At 61.3% G+C, this 24,762-nt stretch carries 22 protein-coding genes and 5 pseudogenes; 18 read left to right on the plus strand and 9 right to left on the minus strand.

Features of this window, described 5'->3' with window-relative positions; all coding sequences use genetic code 11:
- Window positions 1-69: 69 nt before the first annotated feature.
- The 4 genes and pseudogenes from SB753_RS17750 to SB753_RS17765 all read left to right on the plus strand — a co-directional run.
- A pseudogene (locus tag SB753_RS17750) lies at window positions 70-516 on the plus strand (ATP-binding protein); the annotation flags it as partial.
- A 1,030-nt stretch (window positions 517-1,546) separates the two neighbouring features.
- A complete protein-coding gene (locus tag SB753_RS17755) occupies window positions 1,547-1,765 on the plus strand; it encodes a ribbon-helix-helix protein, CopG family (protein WP_408417655.1) in 219 nt (72 codons plus the stop codon).
- Window positions 1,759-2,124 carry a type II toxin-antitoxin system VapC family toxin gene (locus SB753_RS17760; protein WP_408492759.1) on the plus strand — a complete coding sequence of 122 codons (366 nt, stop codon included), beginning with the start codon at window positions 1,759-1,761 and terminating at the stop codon, window positions 2,122-2,124. The genes SB753_RS17755 and SB753_RS17760 overlap by 7 nt, the downstream gene beginning before the upstream one ends.
- Window positions 2,125-2,432: 308 nt before the next feature.
- Entirely contained in the window at window positions 2,433-2,642 is a 210-nt protein-coding gene (locus SB753_RS17765) for a hypothetical protein (protein WP_408417649.1), read from the plus strand.
- 38 nt (window positions 2,643-2,680) lie between these two features.
- Here the strand turns inward: SB753_RS17765 and SB753_RS17770 are convergent, their stop codons facing one another.
- Entirely contained in the window at window positions 2,681-3,118 is a 438-nt protein-coding gene (locus SB753_RS17770) for an SET domain-containing protein (protein ID WP_408417650.1), read from the minus strand.
- A gap of 143 nt (window positions 3,119-3,261) precedes the next feature.
- Between SB753_RS17770 and SB753_RS17775 the strand changes: the two genes are divergently transcribed.
- From SB753_RS17775 to SB753_RS17785, 3 genes and pseudogenes are all read left to right on the plus strand, one after another.
- Window positions 3,262-3,387, plus strand: a complete 126-nt coding sequence (locus SB753_RS17775) for a hypothetical protein (RefSeq protein WP_408417651.1) — start codon at window positions 3,262-3,264, stop codon at window positions 3,385-3,387.
- A pseudogene (locus SB753_RS17780) lies at window positions 3,356-4,809 on the plus strand (NAD(P)/FAD-dependent oxidoreductase); the annotation flags it as partial. The gene SB753_RS17775 and the pseudogene SB753_RS17780, both read left to right, overlap by 32 nt.
- A gap of 105 nt (window positions 4,810-4,914) precedes the next feature.
- Window positions 4,915-6,309 carry a dihydrolipoyl dehydrogenase family protein gene (locus tag SB753_RS17785; RefSeq protein ID WP_410801071.1) on the plus strand — a complete coding sequence of 465 codons (1,395 nt, stop codon included), beginning with the start codon at window positions 4,915-4,917 and terminating at the stop codon, window positions 6,307-6,309.
- A gap of 533 nt (window positions 6,310-6,842) precedes the next feature.
- Here the strand turns inward: SB753_RS17785 and SB753_RS17790 are convergent.
- A pseudogene (locus SB753_RS17790) lies at window positions 6,843-7,668 on the minus strand (alpha/beta fold hydrolase).
- A gap of 497 nt (window positions 7,669-8,165) precedes the next feature.
- On the opposite strand from SB753_RS17790, the gene SB753_RS17795 reads away from it, so the two are divergent.
- Window positions 8,166-8,528, plus strand: coding sequence for an IclR family transcriptional regulator C-terminal domain-containing protein (locus SB753_RS17795; protein ID WP_408492762.1), 363 nt, complete (start codon window positions 8,166-8,168; stop codon window positions 8,526-8,528).
- A gap of 164 nt (window positions 8,529-8,692) precedes the next feature.
- On the opposite strand, the gene SB753_RS17800 is transcribed toward SB753_RS17795, so the two are convergent.
- Window positions 8,693-9,610, minus strand: coding sequence for a LysR substrate-binding domain-containing protein (locus SB753_RS17800; protein ID WP_408492763.1), 918 nt, complete (start codon window positions 9,608-9,610; stop codon window positions 8,693-8,695).
- A gap of 101 nt (window positions 9,611-9,711) precedes the next feature.
- Here SB753_RS17800 and SB753_RS17805 point away from each other — a divergent pair, with 101 nt between their 5' ends.
- The 4 genes from SB753_RS17805 to SB753_RS17820 all read left to right on the plus strand — a co-directional run bounded on the left by SB753_RS17805 (window position 9,712) and on the right by SB753_RS17820 (window position 13,457).
- Complete coding sequence (locus SB753_RS17805; RefSeq protein ID WP_410801073.1) at window positions 9,712-10,857, plus strand: NAD(P)/FAD-dependent oxidoreductase; 1,146 nt, start codon at window positions 9,712-9,714, stop codon at window positions 10,855-10,857.
- Window positions 10,841-11,143 carry a (2Fe-2S)-binding protein gene (locus SB753_RS17810; protein ID WP_410801074.1) on the plus strand — a complete coding sequence of 101 codons (303 nt, stop codon included), beginning with the start codon at window positions 10,841-10,843 and terminating at the stop codon, window positions 11,141-11,143. The genes SB753_RS17805 and SB753_RS17810 overlap by 17 nt, the downstream gene beginning before the upstream one ends.
- On the plus strand, window positions 11,140-12,600 hold the full coding sequence (locus SB753_RS17815; RefSeq protein ID WP_410801076.1) for an FAD-dependent oxidoreductase: 1,461 nt from the start codon (window positions 11,140-11,142) through the stop codon (window positions 12,598-12,600). The genes SB753_RS17810 and SB753_RS17815 overlap by 4 nt, the downstream gene beginning before the upstream one ends.
- A 62-nt stretch (window positions 12,601-12,662) precedes the next feature.
- Window positions 12,663-13,457 (plus strand): ABC transporter substrate-binding protein, encoded by a 795-nt coding sequence (locus SB753_RS17820; protein ID WP_410801078.1) that lies wholly within the window; start codon window positions 12,663-12,665, stop codon window positions 13,455-13,457.
- 35 nt (window positions 13,458-13,492) lie between these two features.
- Here SB753_RS17820 and SB753_RS17825 read toward each other — a convergent pair.
- The 4 genes and pseudogenes from SB753_RS17825 to SB753_RS17840 form a co-directional block, all read right to left on the minus strand.
- A pseudogene (locus tag SB753_RS17825) lies at window positions 13,493-13,888 on the minus strand (DEAD/DEAH box helicase family protein); the annotation flags it as partial.
- Window positions 13,889-13,975: 87 nt separating this feature from the next.
- Window positions 13,976-14,389, minus strand: a complete 414-nt coding sequence (locus tag SB753_RS17830; RefSeq protein ID WP_410801080.1) for a hypothetical protein — start codon at window positions 14,387-14,389, stop codon at window positions 13,976-13,978.
- Window positions 14,390-14,402: 13 nt separating this feature from the next.
- Window positions 14,403-14,717, minus strand: coding sequence for a hypothetical protein (locus tag SB753_RS17835; protein ID WP_410801082.1), 315 nt, complete (start codon window positions 14,715-14,717; stop codon window positions 14,403-14,405).
- 775 nt (window positions 14,718-15,492) lie between these two features.
- Window positions 15,493-16,395, minus strand: coding sequence for a LysR family transcriptional regulator (locus tag SB753_RS17840; protein WP_408492769.1), 903 nt, complete (start codon window positions 16,393-16,395; stop codon window positions 15,493-15,495).
- Between the two features lie 114 nt (window positions 16,396-16,509).
- Here SB753_RS17840 and SB753_RS17845 point away from each other — a divergent pair, with 114 nt between their 5' ends.
- From SB753_RS17845 to SB753_RS17865, 5 genes are all read left to right on the plus strand, one after another.
- On the plus strand, window positions 16,510-17,388 hold the full coding sequence (locus SB753_RS17845) for an alpha/beta fold hydrolase (protein WP_408492770.1): 879 nt from the start codon (window positions 16,510-16,512) through the stop codon (window positions 17,386-17,388).
- A 4-nt stretch (window positions 17,389-17,392) separates the two neighbouring features.
- The gene (gene leuC / locus SB753_RS17850) at window positions 17,393-18,811 is read left to right on the plus strand and encodes a 3-isopropylmalate dehydratase large subunit (RefSeq protein ID WP_410801084.1); all 1,419 of its coding nucleotides are present in this window, start codon (window positions 17,393-17,395) and stop codon (window positions 18,809-18,811) included.
- A complete protein-coding gene (gene leuD, locus SB753_RS17855; protein WP_408492772.1) occupies window positions 18,808-19,422 on the plus strand; it encodes a 3-isopropylmalate dehydratase small subunit in 615 nt (204 codons plus the stop codon). The genes leuC and leuD overlap by 4 nt, the downstream gene beginning before the upstream one ends.
- A 109-nt stretch (window positions 19,423-19,531) precedes the next feature.
- Window positions 19,532-20,869 (plus strand): dicarboxylate/amino acid:cation symporter, encoded by a 1,338-nt coding sequence (locus SB753_RS17860; RefSeq protein ID WP_114196660.1) that lies wholly within the window; start codon window positions 19,532-19,534, stop codon window positions 20,867-20,869.
- A gap of 514 nt (window positions 20,870-21,383) precedes the next feature.
- Entirely contained in the window at window positions 21,384-21,992 is a 609-nt protein-coding gene (locus SB753_RS17865) for a TetR/AcrR family transcriptional regulator (protein ID WP_042317837.1), read from the plus strand.
- Between the two features lie 883 nt (window positions 21,993-22,875).
- On the opposite strand, the pseudogene SB753_RS17870 reads toward SB753_RS17865, so the two are convergent.
- A pseudogene (locus SB753_RS17870) lies at window positions 22,876-23,298 on the minus strand (LysR substrate-binding domain-containing protein); the annotation flags it as partial.
- Between the two features lie 185 nt (window positions 23,299-23,483).
- Complete coding sequence (locus SB753_RS17875; protein ID WP_410801087.1) at window positions 23,484-23,621, minus strand: LysR family transcriptional regulator; 138 nt, start codon at window positions 23,619-23,621, stop codon at window positions 23,484-23,486.
- A gap of 150 nt (window positions 23,622-23,771) precedes the next feature.
- Between SB753_RS17875 and SB753_RS17880 the strand changes: the two genes are divergently transcribed.
- Entirely contained in the window at window positions 23,772-24,761 is a 990-nt protein-coding gene (locus tag SB753_RS17880) for an SDR family oxidoreductase (RefSeq protein WP_410801089.1), read from the plus strand.
- The last annotated feature ends 1 nt before the right edge of the window (window position 24,762 follow it).

Genomic DNA, 24,762 nt, shown 5'->3' on the forward strand with positions numbered 1-24,762 from the left:
GAATCAGCCCATGCCAGAACCGGCGTAAAACGTCATTCGAAGACCGCGAACAAGCGTTGACAGTCGGTACGAGATCATCTGGCAACCGCGATCAGTGTGCAGGCCCTCGAGCACCATCGACGCCGCGTGCGCTTCTTCTCCACCATCGAGCTGGTCAATGCGCTCGAACAGGAGAAGCTCGTGGGCAAGCCCGGACAGCTCGCCACGCGGCTCATGTATGCCGATCTTGTGGTTCTCGACGAACTCGGCTATCTGCCGTTCAGCCAGAGCGGCGGTGCCATGCTGTTCCACCTGCTCAGCAAGCTCTACGAACGAACCAGCATCATCATCACCACCAACCTGAGCTTCGCTGAGTGGGCCAGTGTGTTTGGCGATGCAAAGATGACCACAGCGCTGCTCGACCGGCTCACGCACCACTGCCACATTGTAGAAACAGGCAACGATAGCTACCGTTTCAGAAACAGCACAACACAGCCAAAGAAGGAGAGAAAGAAGATCCAGACACCCACCGAATAACCCGCAAAGCTGGTCCAACGGGTGGGTCAGAATTCAATGCAAATCGTGGGTCAGGATTCCGTGCAAATCAACACCTGGACGACTGAGGGCGAGAAGGCGTGAGTTGTATCGGACCACTTAATGACGAGGATGACATATCTGCTCCTTCCGCGGAGGGTAGATGCCAACGGCCCGCAATCCTACCGGAGGCGCGGGAACCGTGCGCTTACCCCCCGGACAGAATCGTAGTCACCTTATCGGCGTTGTGCCAGGGAATCTAACCGCGCCGCCCAAACGGCGGATGCTTTGCCACTTTGACAGATACGGCGCCTGCGGATGTCCGCGTCATCCGTTACACGGACCGGTATCGATGATGCACCATTCAAATGACCGTTGTGAAGCATATCGATCGTCCATTTCGGGTCGGGGAGCCGCCCCTCGAATGACCATGCGCCGACAGGAGCGAACGGCTGCAACTGGCCGCCTCGAGGCAATACCGCTGTCAATTTTCTCGCCGGAAACCGGTCATTGCGCGGGGACGGACGAGACCTCGGGCATGCAAAGTGGATAGACGCCTCGACCGGCGGCTCCTGGCCGATGTTATTGAAAAAGTCGTTTCGAGATTTTTTCTGTTTGCTCGCGCGAAAATTGACCTCTCAGATCGAACTACAAGCCGCTCGCGACCTCTGGTCAATGGCAAGAACGCCCTCTAAAACCTCGCAAGAGAGGCCGACAGCGGCTTTTTCAACAGCATCGGCCGATCACTGCCTGTCTACGATCGGCAATACGCGGCCCCGAACGGACGATGAGCATTCCACGGAATCGCATACCCAGTTCGCTGCTCGGCGTACAGGCTGAGCTTTTCAAGGTCAGGCGACAGCGCTGCCGCCCCGTCCCACACTGGTAGGTCGGCAAGCAGCCGCCGCGTTCGACGATGGATTCGACTAAGGTAAGGTCCAAAAATGCCGACATTCCAGCGGAGCGTTCGAAAACCGCTTGCTGTCAAATCTCAAAATGATATACGATATGTATATCACGAAACGAGGCGATGATGAGTCGAATCCTAGTTGATCTACCTGATGCGCAAGTTGAAGAGTTGGCGGTCCTCGTGGAGACGGAGCAACGTCCCCGCGCCGCTGTCATCCGCGACGCGATCGAGGCCTATATCGCGCAACACAAGCGAGCACGTGGGGCCGACGTTTTCGGGCTGTGGAAAAGCAAGAAAGTTGACGGTCTCGAATACCAACAGGAACTTCGCTCAGAATGGTAAGGGCGCTTTTTGACACGAACGTCCTAATCGACTACCTCAACGGTGTCGGCGCGGCAAAGAAAGAAATTGGGCGCTATGAGTATCGTACTATTAGCACGATCACCTGGATGGAGGTCCTTGTTGGCACGACACCCGAAGATGAGGTGGCTGTTCGCACGTGGCTCGGTTCGTTTGACGTGATTGCGCTCGACGCTGCGATCGCAAATCGGGCGGTAGAGATTCGCAAACAAAGGCGAATTCGACTGCCCGATGCGATTGTGTGGGCCTCCGCACAAGTGAATTCAATGCTGTTGGTTTCGCGCAATACGAAGGATTTCCCCGCGGACGAGCCCGGTGTACGGGTCCCATACGAGATTTAGCGGAAAAGCTACCCATGAGCGCCTGGTGAGCAAGCTTACCGAGCCGCGACGCATGGGCATGAAGTGGCGCCGGTTCGCGAAGCAGGTCAGCAGTAGCACAACGCTTGGTCGCGGTACTCGCGCGGCGACGTTGCTCGGCCTGGCTTCAAAGCGAAGGATGAGGCTATTTCAGCGCTCGTTAAAGCGTCTGGTCTCAACGACGATTAACACAGGAAAAGCTTGCTGTATCCGCGCGCTCCCGCTACTTGGTCTTATAAAGCGGCGCGAACAGGGAACGTGCGGCCCCCAAAACCAAACGGGAAACATTCATGCAGATCACGATTAACCTGGCCGGCACGTCGGCCGAACAGGAAGCCCGTTTTCAGGGTGAAGCGTTCACTCGAACCATTGCCGCAGTGCGCGATGCCGTGGGCGACGCGTCGGCTACAGTCGAAGTGCATGGAGCAACGCCCTACGTTTCGTACACCGCTGCGGTCCAGAACATCGCGGACCTCGAACGCGGCATTCCAGAGACCTGAGCACCGAAGCCGGGTAATCGCCGACATCGCCCTGCTATTCACGCACCAGCCAGCATCGTTCCGCGGCACCGACGGTGACCGCAGCGGCATGCGTACTGCGCTCTTACCGATGCGGAGGCGCGACCCTCTGTCGTCAGACCGTAGCTGATGAACAGTTCCTCGCCGGCCCGAATATTCGCGAGCGCGTGTATGAGCACTCTACCCTCTGACTCGACGGCTTCACAGTTCGCGACGCACGCATGGTTTATCCATCGCGCGCTGTTCCCGCCGACGGACCCGTCGATGACCCGACCATCGGCAAGCCCGAAGAGGAACGTATGCCCCTCGGTGCCGAATTTCGCATGGCGGCTTACCGCGCGCTTCCAGCTCATCACCGTACCGGTGTACTCGATGATGAGCTCGCCTGCACTTAGTGGCTGCAAAGCAAAGACGCCGCGACCGTGGACGGTAGAGCGGCGCACAGAAATTCTTTTCATCGATGTTCGATATTGCGGATGTTGAAGTTCACCTACCGTTGGCGCAGCCGATCAGACATCGCGCCTCGCCAGCCAGAGTCGACGCTTGACAACGATTCGCGCCTGGCAGAATCGTCCATCATACCCGACGGAAAATCAACACGATGGCTCGATACATAGAACTGCTTGCAGAAAAACAGCAACTGGAAAAGCTGATAGAAGAGGCCCGGCAGAGGGAAGCCGCGGTCGAGCTGGACAAGATCCGCAAGACGGCGTCATGCCGTCGTTAGCGAAAACGGTCCGTGACACTTCGTTGCAGAAGTCGGACAGCTATCCGGCGGTCGATGCATAGTAGATGGCGATGCTGTCGGGGACGTATCGGCAATTCACATCCTGCCCGACGGACTCCGGGCGCTGCTGATCGCCGAAGCAGAGCTGGGTGAGCGCATTATGCGGGCTCTTATTCTCAGGCGGGTTGCTCTTATCGAGCGAGGCAATGGGATCGTTATAGTCAGCCAACCGCATAACGCCCGCCTCCACGCATTGCAAAGTTTTCTGCGACGTAACAATGTTCTCCATGCAGTCATCGGCGCGTCGTCAGAAGACGACGAGACAGCCCGTTACGTAGCAAAGCGGGTACGCGATGACTCCGACTACCCGCTCGTGCTGCATCCAGACGGGACCATCTTGCGAGCACCCGATGAGGCGGAGCTTGCCAACGCCTTGGGCTGGCTCCCTGATTTCGATCCGGAGGATGTTTACGACGTCGCAATCGTTGGAGCGGATCCAGCGGGTTTGGCGACAGCCGTATATGCCGCGTCCGAGGGGCTGAGAGTCATCGTACTCGATCATAGTGCGCCGGGCGGACAGGCCGGTGCCAGCGCTCGCATTGAAAACTTCTTCGGATTCCCAACAGGGATTTCGGGGCATGCGCTCACCGCCCGCGCGTACGTACAGGCACAGAAATTCGGAGCCGACGTAGCCATTCCCGCTCAGGCGGAAAGCCTCGATTGCGGCATAACGCCGTTCGCGCTGCGGTTGTGCTCCGCCGTGACCATCCGGTCCCGAACGATCGTTATTGCTTCGGGCGCGGCTTATCGCAGACCCGACATTCAGGGCTGGAACGCTTCGAGGGACGAGGAACATACTATTGCGCCTCGCCCGTCGAGGCGAAGCTTTGCGCCGGACAAGACGTATTGCTGGTCGGCGGCGGAAACTCCGCGGGACAGGCCGCCGTGTACCTAGCGTCGCGCGCGCGACGAGTTCGTATGCTGGTACGTGGAAAAAACCTGAAGGCCAGTATGTCGCAATATCTCATCGATCGTATCGCTACTCTGGACAATGTCGACGTGACGTACGGCACTCAGATCACCGCGCTTAGAGGCACCACGACACTCGAGGAAGTAGAGCTTTTGAGCGGGACGCAACGGTCGGTTGTATCTGCGGAACACGTGTTCCTGTTTACGGGTGCATCTCCCAACACATCGTGGCTTGGCGGATGCGGCGTCGCCGTCGACAAAAACGGCTTCGTGCGTACGGGCGAAGCCGCCGGAGCTGGGTTGCAAGAGCACGAAACAAGCGTGCGCGGCGTGTTCTGTGCGGGGGACGTCCGCTCCACCTCGACAAAACGGGTCGCCGCGGCAGTGGGAGACGGTGCTGCCGTCGTTGCGCAGATTCATCGTCATCTGGAGCGATCGGTCGCTCAGGCGTAAGCGCCGTCGTGATGGATTGGCGTGCAGCACATGACGCTAGTGCTGATTTTCAAGGTACCGCCCATGTCGGGCGATGGTAGTTGACGGGCAAAAAGGAACTCCGCGATGACAACGATCGAGCATTTCGAGTATGTATTTCTTGGCGGTGGCAAGGGTGGAAAGACACTGGCGATGGAACTCGCTCAGGCGGGCCGCAAGGTTGCCGTCATCGAACGAGGCATGATCGGCGGATCGTGCATCAACGTGGCATGCATACCGACCAAGACGCTGATCCAGACGGCGCGCACTGAATACATACTGCATCGAGAGGATGGCAAGGCCGCAGACATGGCCAAAGTGTCGCAGCGCGTGAAAGCCGTGGTCGACGGTATGGTGGAAATCAACCGCAACGCATTGCGTGACTCCGGCCTCGAACTCGTGTTCGGCACGGGCCGCTTTGTCGGACCGCGCCGGCTCGAAGTGAAAACGAATGATGGCGATCTGCGAATGATCGAAGGCGAGCATGCTCTCATCAACACGGGCACGACGGCGGCGATTCCGGACGTGCCCGGGCTAAAGGCCGCCGAGCCGCTGACGCATGTCGAAGCGCTGGTGCTGACGACGTTACCCGAAAGCCTGATCATTCTCGGCGGTGGATATATCGGGCTCGAAATGGCGCAGGCATTCCATAGACTGGGCAGCAAGGTCACGCTGATACAGGATGCGCCACGCGTGGCGATGCGTGAAGACGAGGACGTCACAGAGGCGATCGAGGCGGCAATGAAAGAGGAAGGCATCGATATCAGAACCGGTGTGAAACCCGCCAGCGTGACGGGCAAGTCGGGAGAGTCAGTGACAGTTGTACTGCAGAATGGCAGCATGGTCAGCGGCAGTCATCTTCTGGTCGCGGCAGGCCGCACCCCTGTCACGTCCGGTATCGGCCTCGACGCCGCTGGGGTCGAAGTGGACGCGCGCGGCTTCATCAAAACGGACGAACGTCTCGCGACTACGGCAGAGCGCACATGGGCCATCGGCGAGGTGGCAGGGACACCGATGTTCACACACGCATCGTTCGACGATTACCGCGTGTTGCACTCGCAACTCGCTGGGGCAGATGCGAAAACGACGCGCGACAGAATCATTCCGTATGCGCTCTTTATCGAGCCGGAACTCGGTCGCATCGGTCGCATCGGTCTCAGCGAAGCCGACGCGAAGGCGCGCGGCATCGCGGTACGGGTTGCAAAGCTGCCGATGGCGGCGGTGCCGCGGGCGCGGACGAACGGCGCGACGAAGGGCTTCATGAAAATGCTGATCGACGCGCAGTCAGACGCTATCCTTGGCTTTGCGATGCTGGGCGCCAATGCCGGCGAGGTAGTGACTGCGGTGCAGATGGCGATGCTCGGCGGATTGCCTTATACGGCCGTGCGCGATGCAATCATTGCGCACCCGTTGATCTCCGAAGGCCTCAACATCCTGCTTGCGAAGGTGCCGCAGCATGCTCCTAATAAGCAGCCGCGATAGAGACTTGCAGCGGTCAACCTCTTTGCTTGTCACTGTGAAAATTGGAGAACGGCTACCCACATCTTCGACCAGGCGCTTACGTTATTTGAGGCGGAGCAGACGTTTCAACGCCTGCTTGACTGCCTGGTTCAACGTCTCTCACTGGCCGCCCCCGGAAGTTCGTCGGAGGAGCGGGCTCGCCGCTGATCGCGTAGATCGGCGAGCTTCCCTTGCCGACCCTTCCGCGCCGTTCAATATTCAGCTCGAAGGGACTGTCTTATCTTGACTGGAGCGGCCACTCGAATGGCTGCGCACGGGTAGTGGGCGACCGGCAGCAACAGGCCGGCAGCAACAGGCCGGCGGCCACGACCGGCCGCGACGACTCGCGGGGGCTCAGCTGCTCGTTCAAACTGCATTAGCGACCCACAAGCGCCAGCCGCGTGTCCGCAACCACTCACTTGGCGCATGCGATGCTGCTAACGCTAACAATTCCTACGGTCGTGCCCGATTCCTGTGGGATCCCGGAAGTCGCCCGGCCGTCTCCAGTGGCGATCCTACGACAATCGAGCGAAGCTTAATATGTCCTGATTGAGGCGATCCTTATGCGTGTAGTAGAGAGCATGATAGGCGCCGTCGTAGACGATGAATTTCGCATCCGGAATAAGCGAGGCGGACTTCTTGCCTGAAAGTTCGATTGGCACAACAGGGTCTGCGCCGCCGTGAATGACCAATGTAGGGACGTCGAACTTTGCCAGGTCGGGACGCAGATCGGTTTCCGAAAAGGAGGCAATGCAGTCATGCGTCGCCTTGATGCTCGCTTTAATTGCCATATCGAATGTCCAGTCGAGCATCGCCTGCGTGACCGCGGACGGGTCGCGATCGGCCCCAGTAAAAGCGCGGCCAAAACTCACCAGAAATTCGGCGCGATCTTTAACAATGCCGGCCCGCAGCCCATCGAAGACGTCCCCGGGCACCCCCGCCGGGTTGTCGGCCCGCGCCACTAGTAAAGGGGTAGTCGCACTGAGCAGAACGACCTTGGCGATACGTTTCGATCCACGAGTACTGATGTATCTTGCAACTTCTCCGCCGCCCATCGAGTAGCCGACCAGGATGGCGTCAGTGAGGTCGAGCTGCCTGATCAACTCGTCCAGATCACTGGTGAGACTATCGTAGTCGTAGCCGGACCACGGCTGGCTAGAACGTCCGAAACCTCGACGATCATAGGCGATCACTCGAAATCCATTGCTGGCGAGAAAATGCGCCTGGTATTCCCACATGTCGGCGCTCACAAGCCACCCGCTGACCAGGATGATTGGCTGACCGGTACCCCAGTCGTTGTAAAAAAATCTCCGTACCGTCAGGCGTAGTGATCCGGCTCATCTGCGAGTTCCTTGTGATGATAAATGGACCTTGTCCTCATGTCGCTGCTGTCGGTGCATCGCTCGAGGAGGAGCGTCGTGCTACGCTTCCGGCAACTATGCCAATGTTAGTTTTGGTCGCAACTTAAGACGCTGAAATGTTCTTAATGGCTCTAACGCGAGTTGCGGAGAGTAGGGGCAGCGCGCCCCGCCGAGCAGCGGTACAGGATTGATCGCTTGCCATCGGGACCTCCAGGTACCGTGTCCACGTTGCGAGCGAGCCTTGCGCCAGTTGCCTATCCGTCCTCGGGAACTTCGCCACACCTCTTCCAAGAAGGTCGCAGTGCCGGGCGTTTGCGTCAGTTAATGGCTGACGCCCTGCTAAAGGCAATGTCGCAACAAGCTCCTTTGAAGCACACTGGGTGTTAGTGCGCGCGGAGGGATGCGACGAGGGCGCCAGGTGGGTGACTGTCAGTTTCTCGGTGCTGAGCGGAGGTTTGACTGCCGTTCCGCGCGGCGGTGTTAAAGACCGATCGGAGTCCGTTTCACGCGACCGCGACGGGGTTGGCGGTACTGGCGTACATGAATGAAGCCGACGTCGACGAAATCTTGAGCCGTGATTTGCCCAAGTTCAGCGACACAACGCCATCCGATCCCACGGAGATGCGTCTGGAACTCGAGCGCATCCGGCGACCCGGCTATTCGGTGAATCTCTCGCAGTATCGTCCCGCGGTGTGCACGATCGGTGCGCCGGCCATCGATTCAGACGGCGCGCCGACGGCGAGCATTTGCATCTCGATGCGGGAGTCGCGCTATGACCCGGCACGGCTTGAAGAATCGGGCAACGCGGTAGCGAAGACCGCTGCGGCAATTGGGGTGTAGAGCAGTCGGTGGCATGTGGAACGGGATGACCCGTGGTCCGTTGCGCCGTCGTCTCAGGGTTGACACTGTGCAGAGCGCCTTAGGCTCCTTAATGCAGTTCCGCCTGCAATAGCTCTGACTCAATATGCCGACGCACGCGCAAGGACAGGCGCCGGAATCACGAGCTATTTTTCGCGGATATCAGCTATCGCGCGCTCGAACGCTTCCCGCATGGCGCCGCAAAACGTCTCTGCCACAAGCGAGAACGGCCTGGACGCATTGGTCACGATATAGAAATGATCCGGCACGGCGGGCGTGAATGACCTGACGGCCACACGCTGCCGCGCAAATGCAGCGGTGACCGGATCGATCAGCGCGACCCCCGCGCCGTTGGCGACGAGCGCGACGATGGCTTGCGAGAGTTGCGCCTCGATCACGAGATCCCGCGCGACGCGTGCATCGACGAAAACGCGGTCAATAGCGCTGCGTGCATCGAAACTCTGCGGAAACGACACGAAGCGCTCGCCGCGTAAATCCGCGGGAGTCAACGATGCCTTTCGCGCCAGCCGATGCCCGCGCGGCACGATGCAACGCATGACCGCATTCGCCAGGCGTTCGCTTTTGACGGCAGGATGCGGAATCGGCTCCGCGATCACGCCGACATCGCACTGTCCGGACGCGACTTTTTCCGCGACCGTCGTCGCGCTATGCGTGAGCAGACTGATGTCGATACCTGCATGCCTCTCCACGAACCGCGAGATCACCGCAGGCAGCAAATCGAGCGCCACGGCGGGTGAACCCGCGACGCGCAACGACCCGCGTCGCATTGCGCGTATCTGCCGCGCCGCCTGCGCGATGCGGTCCATGCCAACGAACGCGCGCTCCACCTCCTCCGACAACACGCGCGCTTCCGCCGTGGGCGTGAGCCGTCCCTGCTGACGATCGAACAGGACGAAGCCGACGCGGCTTTCCAGATCGGCGATAAGGCGGCTCACCGCAGGCTGCGAAATATGCAGCGACTGCGCGGCGCGGGTGACCGTGTGCCGAAGCATGACGGCGCGAAAGGCCTCGATCTGGCGAATCTTGAGTTCAGAAGTGTCCATAACATTGGATTATAGGTGACCGACAAACTGGCATTTGACGCAGTTTTTTGCAGCGCCCAAAGTTCGGTCTCGACTTGCAAAACAGGCAGCAAACCCATTTCATGCAGCATAAGCTGGCTCATAACACGGCACGCCGCTTCGACATCGTGATCGCCGGCGGAGGACTCGTCGGCATGGCCATCGCCTATGGACTCGCCCGTGCACGCAAACGCGTGGCCGTATGCGACGGCGCAGACTCGGCGCATCGTGCGGCACGTGGCAATTTCGGGCTCGTCTGGGTACAAGGCAAGGGCGGCCGGTGCCTGCCCTACGCGCAATGGTCGCGTGAATCGTCCGAGCGCTGGGGCGCATTCGCCGCGCAATTGCAGCGCAAGGCCGGCGTCAATGCGGGCTTCGAGCGCCCCGGCGGCATCGAGTTGTGCGAAACCATCGAGCAGATCGAGGCGGGCCAGCAATTGCTGGAATCGATTCGCTCGCGCGACGCGTCGCTCACTTACGAGGTGCTCGATATCCATGCGCTGAAGGCGCGCGTGCCGTCGGCATCGGACAAGCTGGCGGGCGCGCTGTACTCGCCGCATGACGGACACGCCAGCCCGCTCTATACCTTGCGCGCGATGCAGCAGGCCTTCGCGCTTGCGGGCGGCACGTATCTGCCGCACCATGAAGTCCGCGAAATCCGCCCCTACGCGGCGCGCTTCGAAATCGATACGCCGCACGGCACGCTCGAAGCTGAACGCGTGGTGCTCGCCGCAGGCCTCGACAACCAACGCCTTGCGCCGATGGTCGGCATGCTCGCACCCATCACGCCCCTGCGCGGCCAGATCATGGTGACGGAGCGGCTCGCGCCGTTTCTCGACTATCCGACGCTCGTCGTGCGGCAGACGCCCGAAGGCTCCGTGCTACTCGGCGATTCGGCCGAAGCCGTCGACTTCGACGACGGCCAGACGCGCGCCGTCATGGCCGATATCGCGCGCCGCGCACGCACCGCATTTCCGGTGCTCGGGCATGCGCGCATCGTACGGGCGTGGGGCGCGCTTCGCATCATGACGCCGGACGGCCTGCCGGTCTACGAGGAATCGTCCACGCATCCGGGCGCGTTCCTCGCCATCTGCCATAGCGGCGTGACGCTCGCCGCCGCCCACGCTGACGTGATCGCGCCGTGGATCGCGGGCGGCGCGCACCCCGCAATACTTGATCCCTTCGTCGCGACGCGTTTCTCTAATTCGACCGATGCCCACGTACTTTGAATCTCTCGTCGCCTTGCCGGCGCCGACCGTGCGCGTCGATATCGACGGCACGCACCGGCATGTGCCATCACACTACACGGTCGCCGCGGCGATGCTCGAAAGCGGCGCGCTCGCCTGCCGGACCACCCCCGTTAGCGGCGCGCCACGCGGACCGTTCTGCATGATGGGCGTGTGCTTTGACTGTCTCGTCGAAGTCGACGGCGTGCCGAACGTGCAGGCGTGCATGACGCGCGTCTGCGACGGCATGCGTGTACGCGCAATGTCGGGCAAGGCGAGGCTCGCATGATGCAGCGTCCATCACAGTTGACGTGCGATCTGCTGATCATCGGCGCGGGCCCGGCGGGCATGTCGGCGGCGATCGCTGCGCGCCGTGCGGGTCTCGATGTGATCGTCGCGGACGAAGGCGAAGCGCCCGGTGGACAGATTTATCGCAACGCCGCGCAGTCTCCGCTCAGCGATGCGCACCTGTTCGGCGACGAGTATATCGGCGGTCGCACGCTGATTGCAGCTTTCGATGCCAGCGGCGCGAAGCATCTGGCGCGTTGCGCTGTATGGCAGATCGCGTTTGAAAACGGCCGCGCCGTCGCGATGCTCACGCGACGCGCGCAAGGTGCGCAACCTGGCGGCACGCTCGACATCTCGGCGCGCGCGGTGCTCGTCGCGACGGGCGCGCAGGAGCGTCCGTGGCCGGTGCGCGGCTGGACGCTGCCGGGCGTGATGGGTATCGGCGCGGCGCAAACGCTGCTCAAATCGTCGGGACTCGCGCCATCGCAGGACGCAGTGCTCGCCGGTTGCGGACCGCTCCTGTGGTTGTTCGCATCGCAGTTGCTGAATGCGGGACGCCGCGTGCGCGCCATCATCGATACAACGCCGCGCGATGCCTGGCGCGCCGCCCTGCCTCATGCGCTGCCCGCGCTCACGGGCGCCGATTATCTGCTGAAGGGTCTGCGCATGATGCGCGCGGTAAAGCGCGCGGGCATGCCCATTTATCGCGGCGCGAGTGCGTTTTCGATCGAAGCCGAAGTCCGCGCCGAGCGCGTGCATTTCACCGTTGAACACGGCACGCGTCGTTCGATCGATACCTCGCTCGTGCTGCTGCATCAGGGCGTGATTCCGTCGACACAACTGCCCCGCTCGCTCGGTTGCGAGCACGAATGGGATGCCTCGTCGGCCTGCTGGCGCCCTCGCACCGATGCACACGGACGCAGCACGGTCGAGCACGTGTGGATTGCTGGCGACGGCGCGGGCATCGGCGGCGCGAAAGCGGCTGCGCATGCGGGCACGCTTGCAGCACTCGATATCTCGCGCGAACTCGGCGCGCTCGATGCCGCGTCGCGCGATGCGCAAGGCCGCCGCTCGCGGCTCGCGATGAAACGGCATCTCGCCGTGCGCCCGCTGCTCGATACGCTCTACACGCCGCGTGCCGCGCTGCGCCGTCCCACCGACGACGTCATCGTGTGCCGTTGCGAGGAAGTCACCGCGGGCGAGATTCGCGCCATCGCGGCAATTGGCTGTCAGGGGCCGAACCAGATGAAGGCGTTTTCACGCTGCGGCATGGGTCCGTGTCAGGGCCGATGGTGTGGCGCGACGGTCGGCGAACTCATCGCGCAGGTGCAGGAACGCGCGGTCGGCGACGTGGGCTACTACCGCATTCGCGCGCCGATCAAACCCGTTACGGTCGACGAAATCGCCGACTCTATCGCGCTCAGCGACGACTTCACCCGCGGCGAATTTCCCAGTTGATCCCATCCATTGCAGACGAAACGACACCACACCGCATCACACTCATGACACACGGAGCCTCTATGAAGACCACACGCGTAAAGACGATGTTGAGCGCCGCCCTGCTCGCCCTGATGGCCGCGAGCACGATGGCATCGGCCAAGGAGTGGAACACGATCCGCATCGGCGTCGATCCGACGTACCCGCCGTTCGAATCGATCGCAAAAGACGGCACGGTCGTGGGCTTCGACGTCGACCTCGGCAATGCACTCTGCGAGAAACTGAAGGCGAAGTGCGTGTGGGTGCAAAGCAGCTTCGACGGACTGATTCCCGGTCTTCGGGCGCGCAAGTTCGACGTGATCCTGTCGTCGATGGCGGCGAACGCGAAACGCCGCGAACAGATCGACTTCACAGACCGGCTGTACCGCAACCAGACGCGCCTGATCGCGAAGGACAGCGCCCATCTGCTGCCTGAAGCGTCGAAGCTCGCGGGCAAGCGCGTCGCGGTCGAGCAAGGCACGGTGCAGGAGACCTATGCGCGCGAGAAGTGGGCGTCGTCGGGCGTGGAAGTGGTCGCGTATCCGAGCTACGACCAGGCTTATTCCGATCTGACGGCGGGCCGCGTCGATGCCGTGCTGATGGACGCCGTGCAGGGCAAGCTGGGTTTTCTCGCAACGCCGGCCGGCAAGGGCTTCTCATTCGCAGGCGATGTGGTCTACGACGCGAAGATCATGGGTGACGGCGATGCGGCGGGCGTGCGCAAATCGGAGCCGCAACTGCGCGATGCGTTGAACGGTGCAATCGCTGAATTGCTCAAGGACGGCACGTATCGCACGATCGAAGCCAAGTACTTCGATTTCGATATGTACGGAAAGTAACAACCGTTCCTTTTCGCGTATTGGCGCAGCCAGGTCTGGATTGTCTGGGAGAGCAGGCCAAGTGTCGGTGCGAGGACCAGCGTGTAGCGCGCGCCCATGAGCGCATCGATCTCCGGCTCAAGCGACGTCTTGCCTGTGCCGCAGGCTTTAACGACCGTCGCGCGATCAGCGACCCTGAACTCGGCGCAAACGGCGTCGATCGCTGCAAGCTGATTTTCGCGCGGGCTGAGGCTTCGGAAGAAATCGGAGGACGTGCCATTGGGCGTCTGAAAGGTGTGACTCCCGATGATCCCACAGTCGCATTCCTGTCGATCTGCGCTGAAAAGCCGGGACGAAACCGCCGATTCAATGCAGCGCAATCCGACGGGTCGACTTCCACACCCGGTGTCGACGTCGCACGACCTGACATGCCATGCGGCAATTGCAGTCATCCGGTGCCGACGTTGATGGGTTTGCGCGTCTCCGCTCAGTCCGCACGCAGAACAGTGTCGAGGTAGCCTCGCAGCACCTGGGGAAGCTCAGGCGCCGCGCGTGGCATGCGCGGAGACATCGAGCCACGTCTGGATGATGTGAGAAACGCGCACGTTGCCGACCTGCACGGCACCGCGCGTAAGCGAGCGTGGATAAGCGTGCTGACGGAGGATCACGTCGGCACATTCACCCTCGAGCGCAGGCCGCAGGCCCCGCCACGCGAGCGCCGAGTCGAAACCTGATACCCAGACGGCAGGACCAGCCCCATGCACGTGGTCAAAGCCGAGTATCTTCGCCGCGTAAAACAGACCGCCGATCGCCTCTTCCCTTTGCAGCAGCTTCTCGAGCTGCGCCTGCGGCTCGAAGCCCGGATTCACGAACTTCATGTTCAGGGAGACGACGGGTTTTTGGTAGGCCGCCTTCCAGCGTTCCGCGAGCCGGCGTCGTTGCACGAGCCGCAACGTCGGCACCGTCTCAATGAAACGCTCCTGCCTCAGTGCGTTGATTAGGCGTCGCACTCATCACTGACGCCCGAGCCGCGGTCACCAGTTCGGTTGCAGTCCGGTACCGCTTGTCGGGCGCGTCGATGAGCCCGGCGCAACCGAGGTCGGCCGCGAGCAGCAGCTTCAGCATCCACTGGGCAAGACCGGAAAGCACCAACGGTGCCGGCGAGGAATGGGAATGGTGCTGCGCTCGCACGGCAGCGTCGTCGATTAGACCGGTGAACCCATCGAAATCTACGTAAAGCAGTCCATGGGGGATATCAGCGCGACGGCACACGATCGCCATATTCCGGTGAAAGTCCTTCAATCGTTCGATGAGGCGGTCGAGGCGCTACCCACCCGTAAATCACAACCGGGCAGTGCTTTCGGCCTGCGTGCCTGCGCGCTTCCAGCAGCGCCTGCGCAGAGAGTGACGTGACGCGATCCGCGCGACCCTCTGCCAACGTTTTCAGCACGGCATGGTCCCGCTCGCCGTGGCCTGAGAGCGAAAACCCGGAGCCCGCGTGGGGCCGGTCGATTTTCTCGACGTCCCAGCCGACGCGCCCGAACACTCGCTGGATCGCGGCTTTTGCATCAGCCTCGTTCCCGCTACGGACGATGTGCTCATTGACCATGATTCTCTCGGCCATATGAATTAACATGCCCATCTGAAATAACACGGTTACGCTACGTCAGGTCAAATGCCGGTGCAACCTCAATGCAATGACGAGCGATGGCACCGGGGTGTGCGCGCGGCCGTGTAGGGCGCCCGAGCAACCGCGACTGCCCCATGGGTTGTGCCAGCACAGCCGCTGAGGCTGCGGACGACAGGCGTTATGTCAACAGCATGGCCGAATCGCTGGCCGTCCACGTTCACGCCGCTCGGACGTTAAAGCGTCGGCTCCGCACGCGACCCGCCATCCGATCGTAAGGGTCACTTTCATGCGCTATGAAGCCTGCGGACCTATTGAATCGCAACATGAAAATAGCTGACGTCGGAGTCCAGATCTCCACCCGAAAATCAGGCGCATTCGGGTCGAATTATCGTCTCCGGTTGCAAGGTAGCTGCCCTTGGGGCCTTGTTACCTGATTGTCCAGGGCCTACGGAGATACTCGCCGAGAAAGTCGACAAAGGTCCTCAGCTTGACCGAAAGCTGGTTGCGCTCCAGATAGATCGCGTGGATGTCGGCATCCGGCAGCGACCAGTCCGCGAGCAATGGCACTAGTTGGCCGCGGGCGAGATGTCCCTCGATTTCCCACTGCGATCGCACGACGAGTCCGCGACCTTCGAGCGCCCAATGAAGCACGACGCTGCCGTCGTTGCTGGCCAACGCCCCATCGACCTTGACCGTCTCCGTGCGCTTGCCACGAGAGAAATGCCATGTGCCGTAAGCCGACTCGTTCTCGCGGAGAACAATGCACGCATGCCGTGTCAGATCGTGTGGCACCGAAGGCTTGCCGTGCCGCGCCACGTAGTCGGGCGACGCGCACACGATTCGCCTGTTCTCGAGCAGGAGCCGCGCGTTGATGCGCGCATCGGGAACCTCGCCGAAGCGAATGCCGAGATCGAAACCCTCGTCCTGAAGACTCATCGGCCGGTCCGTGAGTTGCAGCAGGATTTTCATTGCCGGATAGCGCTCGACGAACTCCGACACCGCCGGCGCGATACGCGCGCGCCCGAACCCAAACGACGCATTCACCTTCAGCAAGCCGGTCGGTTCGCCACGGCTTTGCGTGACGCGATGCTCCAGTTCCGACAACTCGTCCAGAATGCGCGAGCCGCTCGATAAGTAGAGCTCGCCCTCCGGTGTGAGGCTCAGACGTCGCGTCGTGCGGTTCATCAAGCGCACACCGAGGCGCCGTTCCAGTTGCGCCAGCCGCTTGCTGATCGCCGGCGGCGTCACGCCTAGCTCGCGCGCGGCCGCCGCCAGATTGAGGTGCCGCGCCACGAGTGCGAACAGGCTCAGGTCCGAGAAACCATCCATCTCCGTGCTCCAAGATCCGCCGATTCATTCCTTTAAGTTACGGCCGGAATGCTTTCAAGGAAATCAAATCGTTTGATTCATCAATTAGACTCGAATCACGATCAGGAGACAACCATGTTTGAAGGTTTCAGGAGCGTGTCGGCGACCGTCGACGACGTACGCATTCACGCAATTCAGGGCGGGCGCGGCCCCGCCCTGCTGCTCTTGCACGGGCATCCCCAAACTCATGTGATCTGGCACAAGGTGGCGCCGACGCTGGCGGAGCATTTCACAGTGATTGCTGCCGATTTGCGCGGCTACGGCGACAGCGGCAAGCCGCCGGGCACGGCCGATCATGTGAACTACGCGAAGCGCCGCCTGGCGCTCGATCAGATCGGACTCATGCGCTCGCTGGGACATGAATCGTTCGCGGTGATCGGCCACGATCGGGGCGGGCGCGTCGCGGCTCGCATGGCGCTCGATCACCAGGATGTCGTGACGCGCCTCGTGACGCTCGATGTCGCGCCGACGCTCGCGATGTATGAGCAGACCTCGTTCGACTTCGCGCGCGCGTATTGGCACTGGTTCGTGCTGGTGCGTCCCGCTCCGTTCCCCGAGACGCTCATCCGTGCGGACCCCGATCTATATCTCAGGCAAACCATCGGTGCGCGTAGTGCCGGTCTCGCTCCGTTCACGGCGGCGGCTTATGCGGAATATCTCCGTTGTCTGTCCGACCCCGATACGGCTCACGGCATCTGTGAGGACTATCGCGCGAGCGTGACGATCGACCTCGAACACGACCGCGCGACCCTCGCATCGCCGCAGCGGATCGGTTGTCCTTTCATGGCGCTGTGGGGTGCCGAAGGCGTGATCGAACAATGCTTCGATCCGCTCGCCGAGTGGCGGGCGTATGCGCCGAACGTGCAGGGCGAGGCGCTGCCTTGCGGCCACTACATCCCCGAGGAAGCGCCCGGCCAGCTTCTCGAACGCGTGCTGCCATTTCTAACCGAGTAATCCCATGTCCGAACGAACCCTTTACCAGAAGCTTGTCGATTCGCACACCGTGTCGCGTATCGACGAACTCAACGTGCTGCTGTACGCCGATCTGCATCTGATGAACGAGTACACCAGCCCGCAAGCATTCAGCGCGCTCAATGCACGCGGCCGCGCGGTGCGCCGTCCGCGACAGCAGCTCGCCGTCGTGAGCCACATCATTCCAACCCACGCCGAGTCGCCGCGCGTGATTCGCGACGCAGCGTCACTGTTGCAGGCGCGGAACCTGGCGAGCAACTGCGAACGCGCCGGCATCCGGCTTTTTGGGGAGAACGACCCGCTGCAAGGCATCGAGCACATCGTCGCGCCCGAACTCGGGCTGGTTCGCCCCGGCATGGTCGTGCTGTGCGGTGACAGTCATACGACTACGTACGGCGCGCTTGGCGCACTGGGCTTCGGCATCGGCACGTCTGAGGTCGAGCACGTGCTCGCGACGCAAACGCTCGTGTACCGGGTCGCGCGGACCATGCGCATCACGATCGATGGCGCCCTTCCGTATGGCACGTCGTCGAAGGATGTCGTCATCTGGATCACCAGCAGGATCGGCGCGCAAGGCGCGCGTGGTTATGCCGTGGAATTCGCCGGTTCGACGATCGCATCGCTTTCGGCCGAGGCGCGCATGACTTTGTGCAACATGACGGTCGAAGTCGGCGCGCGCGCCGCGCTGATCGCGCCTGATGCGATTACCTACGAATACGTGCGCGCCCACACGCCGTCACTCGACGATACGGCGTGGAAAGCCGCAATCGAGGACTGGCGAGGCCTGCATTCCGACGTAGGCGCGCACTTCGACGCCGAGCACCGCTTCGACGCGCGGAACATCGCCCCGTTTGTCACCTGGGGTACCAGTCCTGACCAGGCTATCGCCATCGATCAACCGATCCCCGACGAAGCCGCGCAAACGACGCCCAGCGCCGCCGCATCGCTGCGTCGCGCGCTCGACTACATGGGACTCACGGCCAATCGGTTGCTTGCGGGCACGCGAATCGACCGCGTGTTCGTCGGCTCGTGCACCAACGGACGCATCGAAGACTTGCGCACCGTGGCCGCCATCGTGCGCGGCAGGCACATCGCGGCAGGCGTGCGCGCGATGGTTGTGCCTGGCTCGGGCAGCGTGCGCCGGGCGGCCGAGGAGGAAGGCATCGCGAAGACGCTAATCGACGCGGGCTTCGAATGGCGCGAGCCAGGCTGCTCGATGTGTCTCGCGATGAACGACGACGTGCTCGGCGCCGGAGAACGCTGCGCGTCCACCACCAACCGCAATTTCGAAGGCCGCCAGGGACGCGGCGGCCGCACGCATCTAATGAGTCCGGCGATGGCGGCGGCCGCCGCGCTGACCGGCTGCATCACCGATGTCCGCACGCTGGAGGTACCTGCATCATGACCCGACTCACGATCATTCAGGGCAGCGCCGCGCCGTTGCCGATCGACAATCTCGACACCGATCAGATCATGCCGAAGCAGTTCCTGCGCATCATCGACAAAGCCGGGCTCGCCGACGGTCTGTTGTACGACCTGCGCTTCGACGAGCAGGGTGCGCCTCGGGCGGACTGCGTTCTCAACCGGAACGCTTACGCGAACGCGAGCATCCTGATCGGCGGCGCGAACTTCGGCTGCGGGTCGAGCCGCGAACACGCTGTGTGGGGATTGCAGCAATACGGCTTCCAGGCCGTCATCGCGCCGAGCTTTGCGGAAATCTTCTACTTCAACGCAATGAATAACCGTCTGTTGCTCGTGCAACTGGAGCCCGACGCCATCGATGCGCTGACACACCAGGCGATCGAAACGCCCGGCATATCGATGTCGGTCGATCTCGAAGAGCAGATGGTGAGGTCCGCGTCGGGTGAGCGGTATGCGTATCCGATTGGCGCTCGCCACAAGCGCATGGTGATCGAAGGTATGGATACCGTCGACCTGACGCTCGACTCCCTTGCCGAGATCGAAGCATTCGAGCGGTTGCATTTCGCCCGGCATCCCTGGGCGCAAGTGATGTAACCGCACTTCCCGCCGCGCGCGGCAGCGGCGTCCCTGTTTTCGCCAGGCCGATTCCCCTCCGATCGAAGAAGGGAAGGGCTTCCCTTTGCCTCAATCAACGAGGAGACACATGAAACGCAAACCGTTCTACACGATTCTCTATGTCCAGGTGCTGGCTGCCATTATTGCCGGCGTGCTACTCGGCGACTTCGCACCGCAAGCCGCGGTTGCGTTGAAGCCGCTCGGCGATCTGTTCATCAAGCTCGTGCGGATGATTATCGGGCCGGTGATTTTCTGCACGGTCGTGACGGGCATCGCCGGCATGCAGGACATGAAGAAGGTCGGCCGTGTCGGCGGCAAGGCGCTGCTCTATTTCGAAGCGGCATCCACGCTTGCCCTGGCGATCGGTTTGCTCGCCGCGCATGTGCTCGCGCCTGGCAAGGGCTTCAATGTCGATCCGGCGACGCTCGACGCGCGCGCCGTGTCGGGCTATGCGGCGCAGGCGGCGCATGGCGACGGCATCGCCGGATTCATCGCGCATGTGATACCCGAAACGTTTGTTGGTGCGCTGGTTCAGGGCGATATCCTTCCCGTGCTGCTGATCGCGATGCTATTCGGCACCGCGCTGGCGCTGATGGGCGAGCCCGCCGCGCCGGTCACGCACCTGGTCGAGACCCTCTCGAAGGCGTTTTTCCGCATTGTTCGCATGGTCACCAGTCTCGCGCCGATCGGCGCCTTCGGCGCGATGGCCTTCACGATCGGCCGATACGGCATCGTCTCGCTGCTGCCGATGCTCAAGCTCATTGGCGCCTTCTATCTGACCGCATTTCTGTTCGTGGCGATCGGGCTCGGCATCGTCGCGCGTCTGTGCAGGTTCAGTCTCTGGCGTTTCCTGTTCTATATCCGCGACGAGCTGCTGATCGTGCTCGGTACGTCGACGTCCGAAGCGGCGTTGCCGCAACTAATGGACAAGCTCGAACGTATGGGCTGCCCGCGCGGTATCGTGGGGCTAGTCGTGCCGACCGGTTACTCGTTCAATCTGGATGGCACCAACATCTACATGACGCTCGCGGTGCTGTTTCTCGCGCAGGCGACCAATACGCAGCTGTCCTTCGCGCAGGAAATCACGCTGTTGCTCGTCACGATGCTGACCTCGAAAGGATCGACGGGGGTGACGGGCGCGGGCTTCATCACGCTTGCTGCAAGCCTGTCCGTCGTGCCGACCGTTCCTGTCAGTGCGATGGTGCTAATTCTCGGCATCGATCGCTTCATGTCCGAATGCAGAGCGTTGACCAACATCGTGGGCAATGGCGTGGCGACGATCGTGGTATCGGCGTGGGAAGGCGGGCTTGATCGAACGAAACTCGCAATGGCGTTGGGCGATGCCGGGCAGGTCGAAGGCTGTTTGCATTCACCGGGCCCATGCGAACCGACCGCTAATGATCGCGAGACGGTCCCTTACAAATGATCAAGTCGGGTGACCCATCAGGATCGCGCATGGAGATCATGGCGCATGCCGATGCGCTTGCCCAAAACAAAGCCGTTGAGCATAACCTGTAGCATTCAACACCGGTTAGTTTCGAGCCGAAGCAGATCTGCTTCTTCGCATCGTTCGCATTGGGATGAATTGAACTCTGTAATTGTGCCGCAACGAGCAACATTGTTGCGGAACGAATGCAGATGCTGGTGCGCTCTCCACAGACAATCGACCGATGCGAACGCCCGGGCTAGCGGACTCCCCATCTCCAGGAGGTTTTTTTCCGAGGGGGCCGACGCGAAACGTCATGCCTGAGGACCGGGCTGCGGGATTTTGCTCGCCTTGCTCGTTCAGTGCCGGAACCTTCTACCACCACCCCGTGGAGCCTAGACCGACTGGTCTGCCGCCGGCGTCTTCCCCGATCTCCTTCGCGCCGGTATTGTGTATCATAGGGGGTCATAAACTGCTTCCCTTAGCTAAGCGACCGGTCTACGCGGAGAAAATTATGCAGCCAGCAGCGCACGAACATCAGACCCGGTCAGAAATACTAGCGGCCGGTCAGCGACGTATGAGTCGCAAGGGCTTCACCGCTGTCGGACTTACCGAGATATTGAAAGAGGCGGGCGTGCCAAAAGGCTCCTTCTATCATTTCTTCGCATCAAAAGATGCATTTGGCGAAGCTTTGCTCTCAGACTATTTTGAGGCTTACCATCGCAACATGGATGAGATGTTTTCGAAGCATGGTCTGACGGCAGCCGAAGGGCTTATGCTTTACTGGGCAGGATGGCGGGAGCACCAGTTGGCGTTCGACTATCAGGGCCGCTGTTTGGCCGTCAAACTCGGCGCTGAAGTGGCTGACTTATCTGAAGCGATGCGCCTGGTCCTCAAAGAGGGTACAGCAGGAATCATTTCGCGGTTAACCCGCGCAATCGAAGCCGGGGTCGCGGACGGCTCTGTGGCGGTCTCCCAACCAGCTCTGGACGTTGCTTCGGCGCTGTATTCCCTGTGGCTTGGTGCCAGTGTCATGGCAAAAATTGAGCGCAACGATGATCAGTTCGAGCGGGCTCTGAAGGCGACCCGGCGCATGCTTGGGATAACAGGCGCCAGACGTTAATGGCGGCGGCCCGTTGTTGTTGTTTAAACCGCATGGCGCAGAATCTTTCGATCGTCTAGTGCACCACCGGAAAATCCGGAACCGGGGCGAGTCTCTATGGAGAATCGCAAATGTCAGTGCTGACTCTTTGCCAAGAGCCGCCGGTGTCAGTGATCCCTGGTTGGCTTCAAACCGCAAGCTCGGCGCCCGCGATCGCCGCGTCAGTGGCGCGGGCGCACACATCAGGCTCTTGAAGCTAAGGCGCCCGCGGCCAATAAGGTCTTGCGTAGCTAAACCCACGTTGACATCCGCGAAAGCCGGGACTTCTTTCGCTGCGGCTGCAGAGGGTCGCCCTATTCCGCCGCCACACAGGTGGTAAGGCCGTCACCGAGCGGACGGCCGCGGCTATCAACAATCACTGAGCACTTCGGTCTTGCCCACGGCTTACCTTGCAAGGCAGTTTCGGGCAAGACGAAAGACGCGCTCCCAATGCTGGCATGCACCGAGTGCGGCGCCAACTGGCTTGCATGCGTAGCAAGCCCCACTGTTCGAGAGTTCGTCGATTAGTCGCCGGTCGCGCCGCTCCGTTCGCGGGCCGCGCAGGGGCGACGATCGAACGCGAACCAGCATTCTTGCATTAGCGCAATTTACAGAAACTACAGAAACGATTAGCGGCTATTGGGCTTCGACAGCAGTTTTCCATGAAAGAACTGAACACAGGCTACCGGACAAGGTGTTAAGCCACGTCATCTCCAGCGTGACGCGATTTGGGACAGTCCGCCGCCACAGGCTAACCTCGGGTAGCGTTCTGTTCCCCCTTAACGAATTCGATGAATGCTTTAAGCGGAGCGGAGTTCAATCTGCTCGAGGAATACAGTTGAGGTCCTTCGAATGATGCCACCACTCATGCAAGACGTGATGTAGCTCGGCTTTCTAAAAAGGGGGTTAACCAGTTTTCGAAGGTGCCGATGACGCCCCGTCCTTCGCGCGCAAATCGGATTGCTGCCGAAACACCATCCACACCGACGATGCGGCGGCCAGGCGGATCGAGTCGGACCGTTTGCGGGCCACGCTCAAATAACCACTCGACAAGGGCGCCGCTCGGAAAACGCAACTGGATGCATTCGTGGTTCAGCAAGTCGCTCGGGTGTTCGGGAACACCGCGAGCGGCCAGGTAGCCGGGAGCAGCCGCCCACGCCATCCGCTGGTGAGCGGGCCCAATTGGCAAGGCCATGGTGTCTAGTGCAAGATGCTCGCCGAATCGGATGCCAGCGTCGCAACCCACTGCCACAATATCGACAAGCTGGTCATCCACCATGATTTCAACCCGAACCTCGGATGCGCTTCCATGACGCGATCGATGATCGGCGGCAGGATATCAACCATCACTGCGCCCGTCACGTTGAGTTTCAAAAGCCCACGCACCAGGTTTTGAGAACTAGCGGCATCACACAACGCGGCACGCGTTTCAGCCATCAGTGGCGCGACACGGGTAGCAAGCGTGCGTCCGGTTTACGTTGGCATGACGCTGCGTGTCGTGCGGATCAGCAAAGGCACGCCCAACTGCGCTTCAAGGTGCGGGATCCGCTCGCTCACGGTGGAGGGGGGACAGCCGCAACCGTTTGCCGGCAGCCCGAAAACCTCCAGCATCTACGATAGCGAGGAAGACCGGGAGCAGATCAAGATTCGATTCGTCACGGTGATTGTTCGGCATGGCGATCGGTCTGTCCGAGTTCTACAGGATTAAAAAAGGGCCGTTCAGATTACAGCGGGCGCAGGCTCATTCTGGAGGACAAAAACATGAACACCGCTCGAACCATCCTGATCACCGGCGCTAACAAAAGCATCGGCTACGAAACTGCTCGACAACTCGGTCGACTGGGATATCGTATCTGGCTTGGTTGCCGCGACGTGGCGCTCGGAGAGGCAGCCCTGAAGTCTTTGGTAGCGGAGGGCCATGACGTCCGGCTCCTGACTATTGACGTGACCCGAGACGAAAGCGTACGTGCCGCTGCGGCGCGAGTACGGGATGAGGACGGCCGACTCGATGTGCTTATTGATAACGCCGACATTCCAGGCGACCCTCACGCGGCGCCCAGCCAGCAACCAATCGAAAACATCCGTGCTGTGTATGAGACGAACGTCTTCGGCCCGATTCGGGTGACTCAGTCGTTCGTGCCGCTGCTGAAATCTGCTGGTCGGGGTACCGTCGTGATGGTGAGCAGCAGACTCGGATCTATGGGCTGGCTGTCCGACCCGGCAAACCAGTGCTACGGCGTGAATATTCTCGGCTACAACAGTTCCAAGTCGGCACTGAACGCTGTTGCGCTGGCCTTTGCAAAAGAGCTCGCGTCAGTCGGCATCAAGGTCGACGCGGTCGATCCGGGCTACACCGCCACCGATTTTAACAACCACTCGGGCTATCGCACGGTGAAACAGGCGGCCGCAGGCATCGTCTGGCTGGCGACCAAAAACCCGACCGAGCCATCCGGACGCTTTTACTTCGAGCAGGATCAGATTCCTTGGTGCAAGATCTTTTGCGTACCGCGCATGCATGCGCGGCATTGTATTCCTCCCCACGCCCGGCATGCCGCATTGCACTTCCCGTCCGTCGTCGGATACGACCGAGCGATCCTGCCGCCGCCCGCCGGGGTGCGGTGCAGTAGTGAGGTCTCCGGCCCCCGCGTTAGCTTGGGTAACAACGGGGCTGACGACGAGCGCGATGCACGCCATCTGCCCTATTGCGGCACAACGCGCGGCCGGTCACCCATGCAAGAAGCCGCGCGCTAGT

Source organism: Paraburkholderia sp. SIMBA_053 (assembly GCF_046534895.1).
Taxonomy (GTDB): Bacteria; Pseudomonadota; Gammaproteobacteria; order Burkholderiales; family Burkholderiaceae; genus Paraburkholderia; species Paraburkholderia caledonica.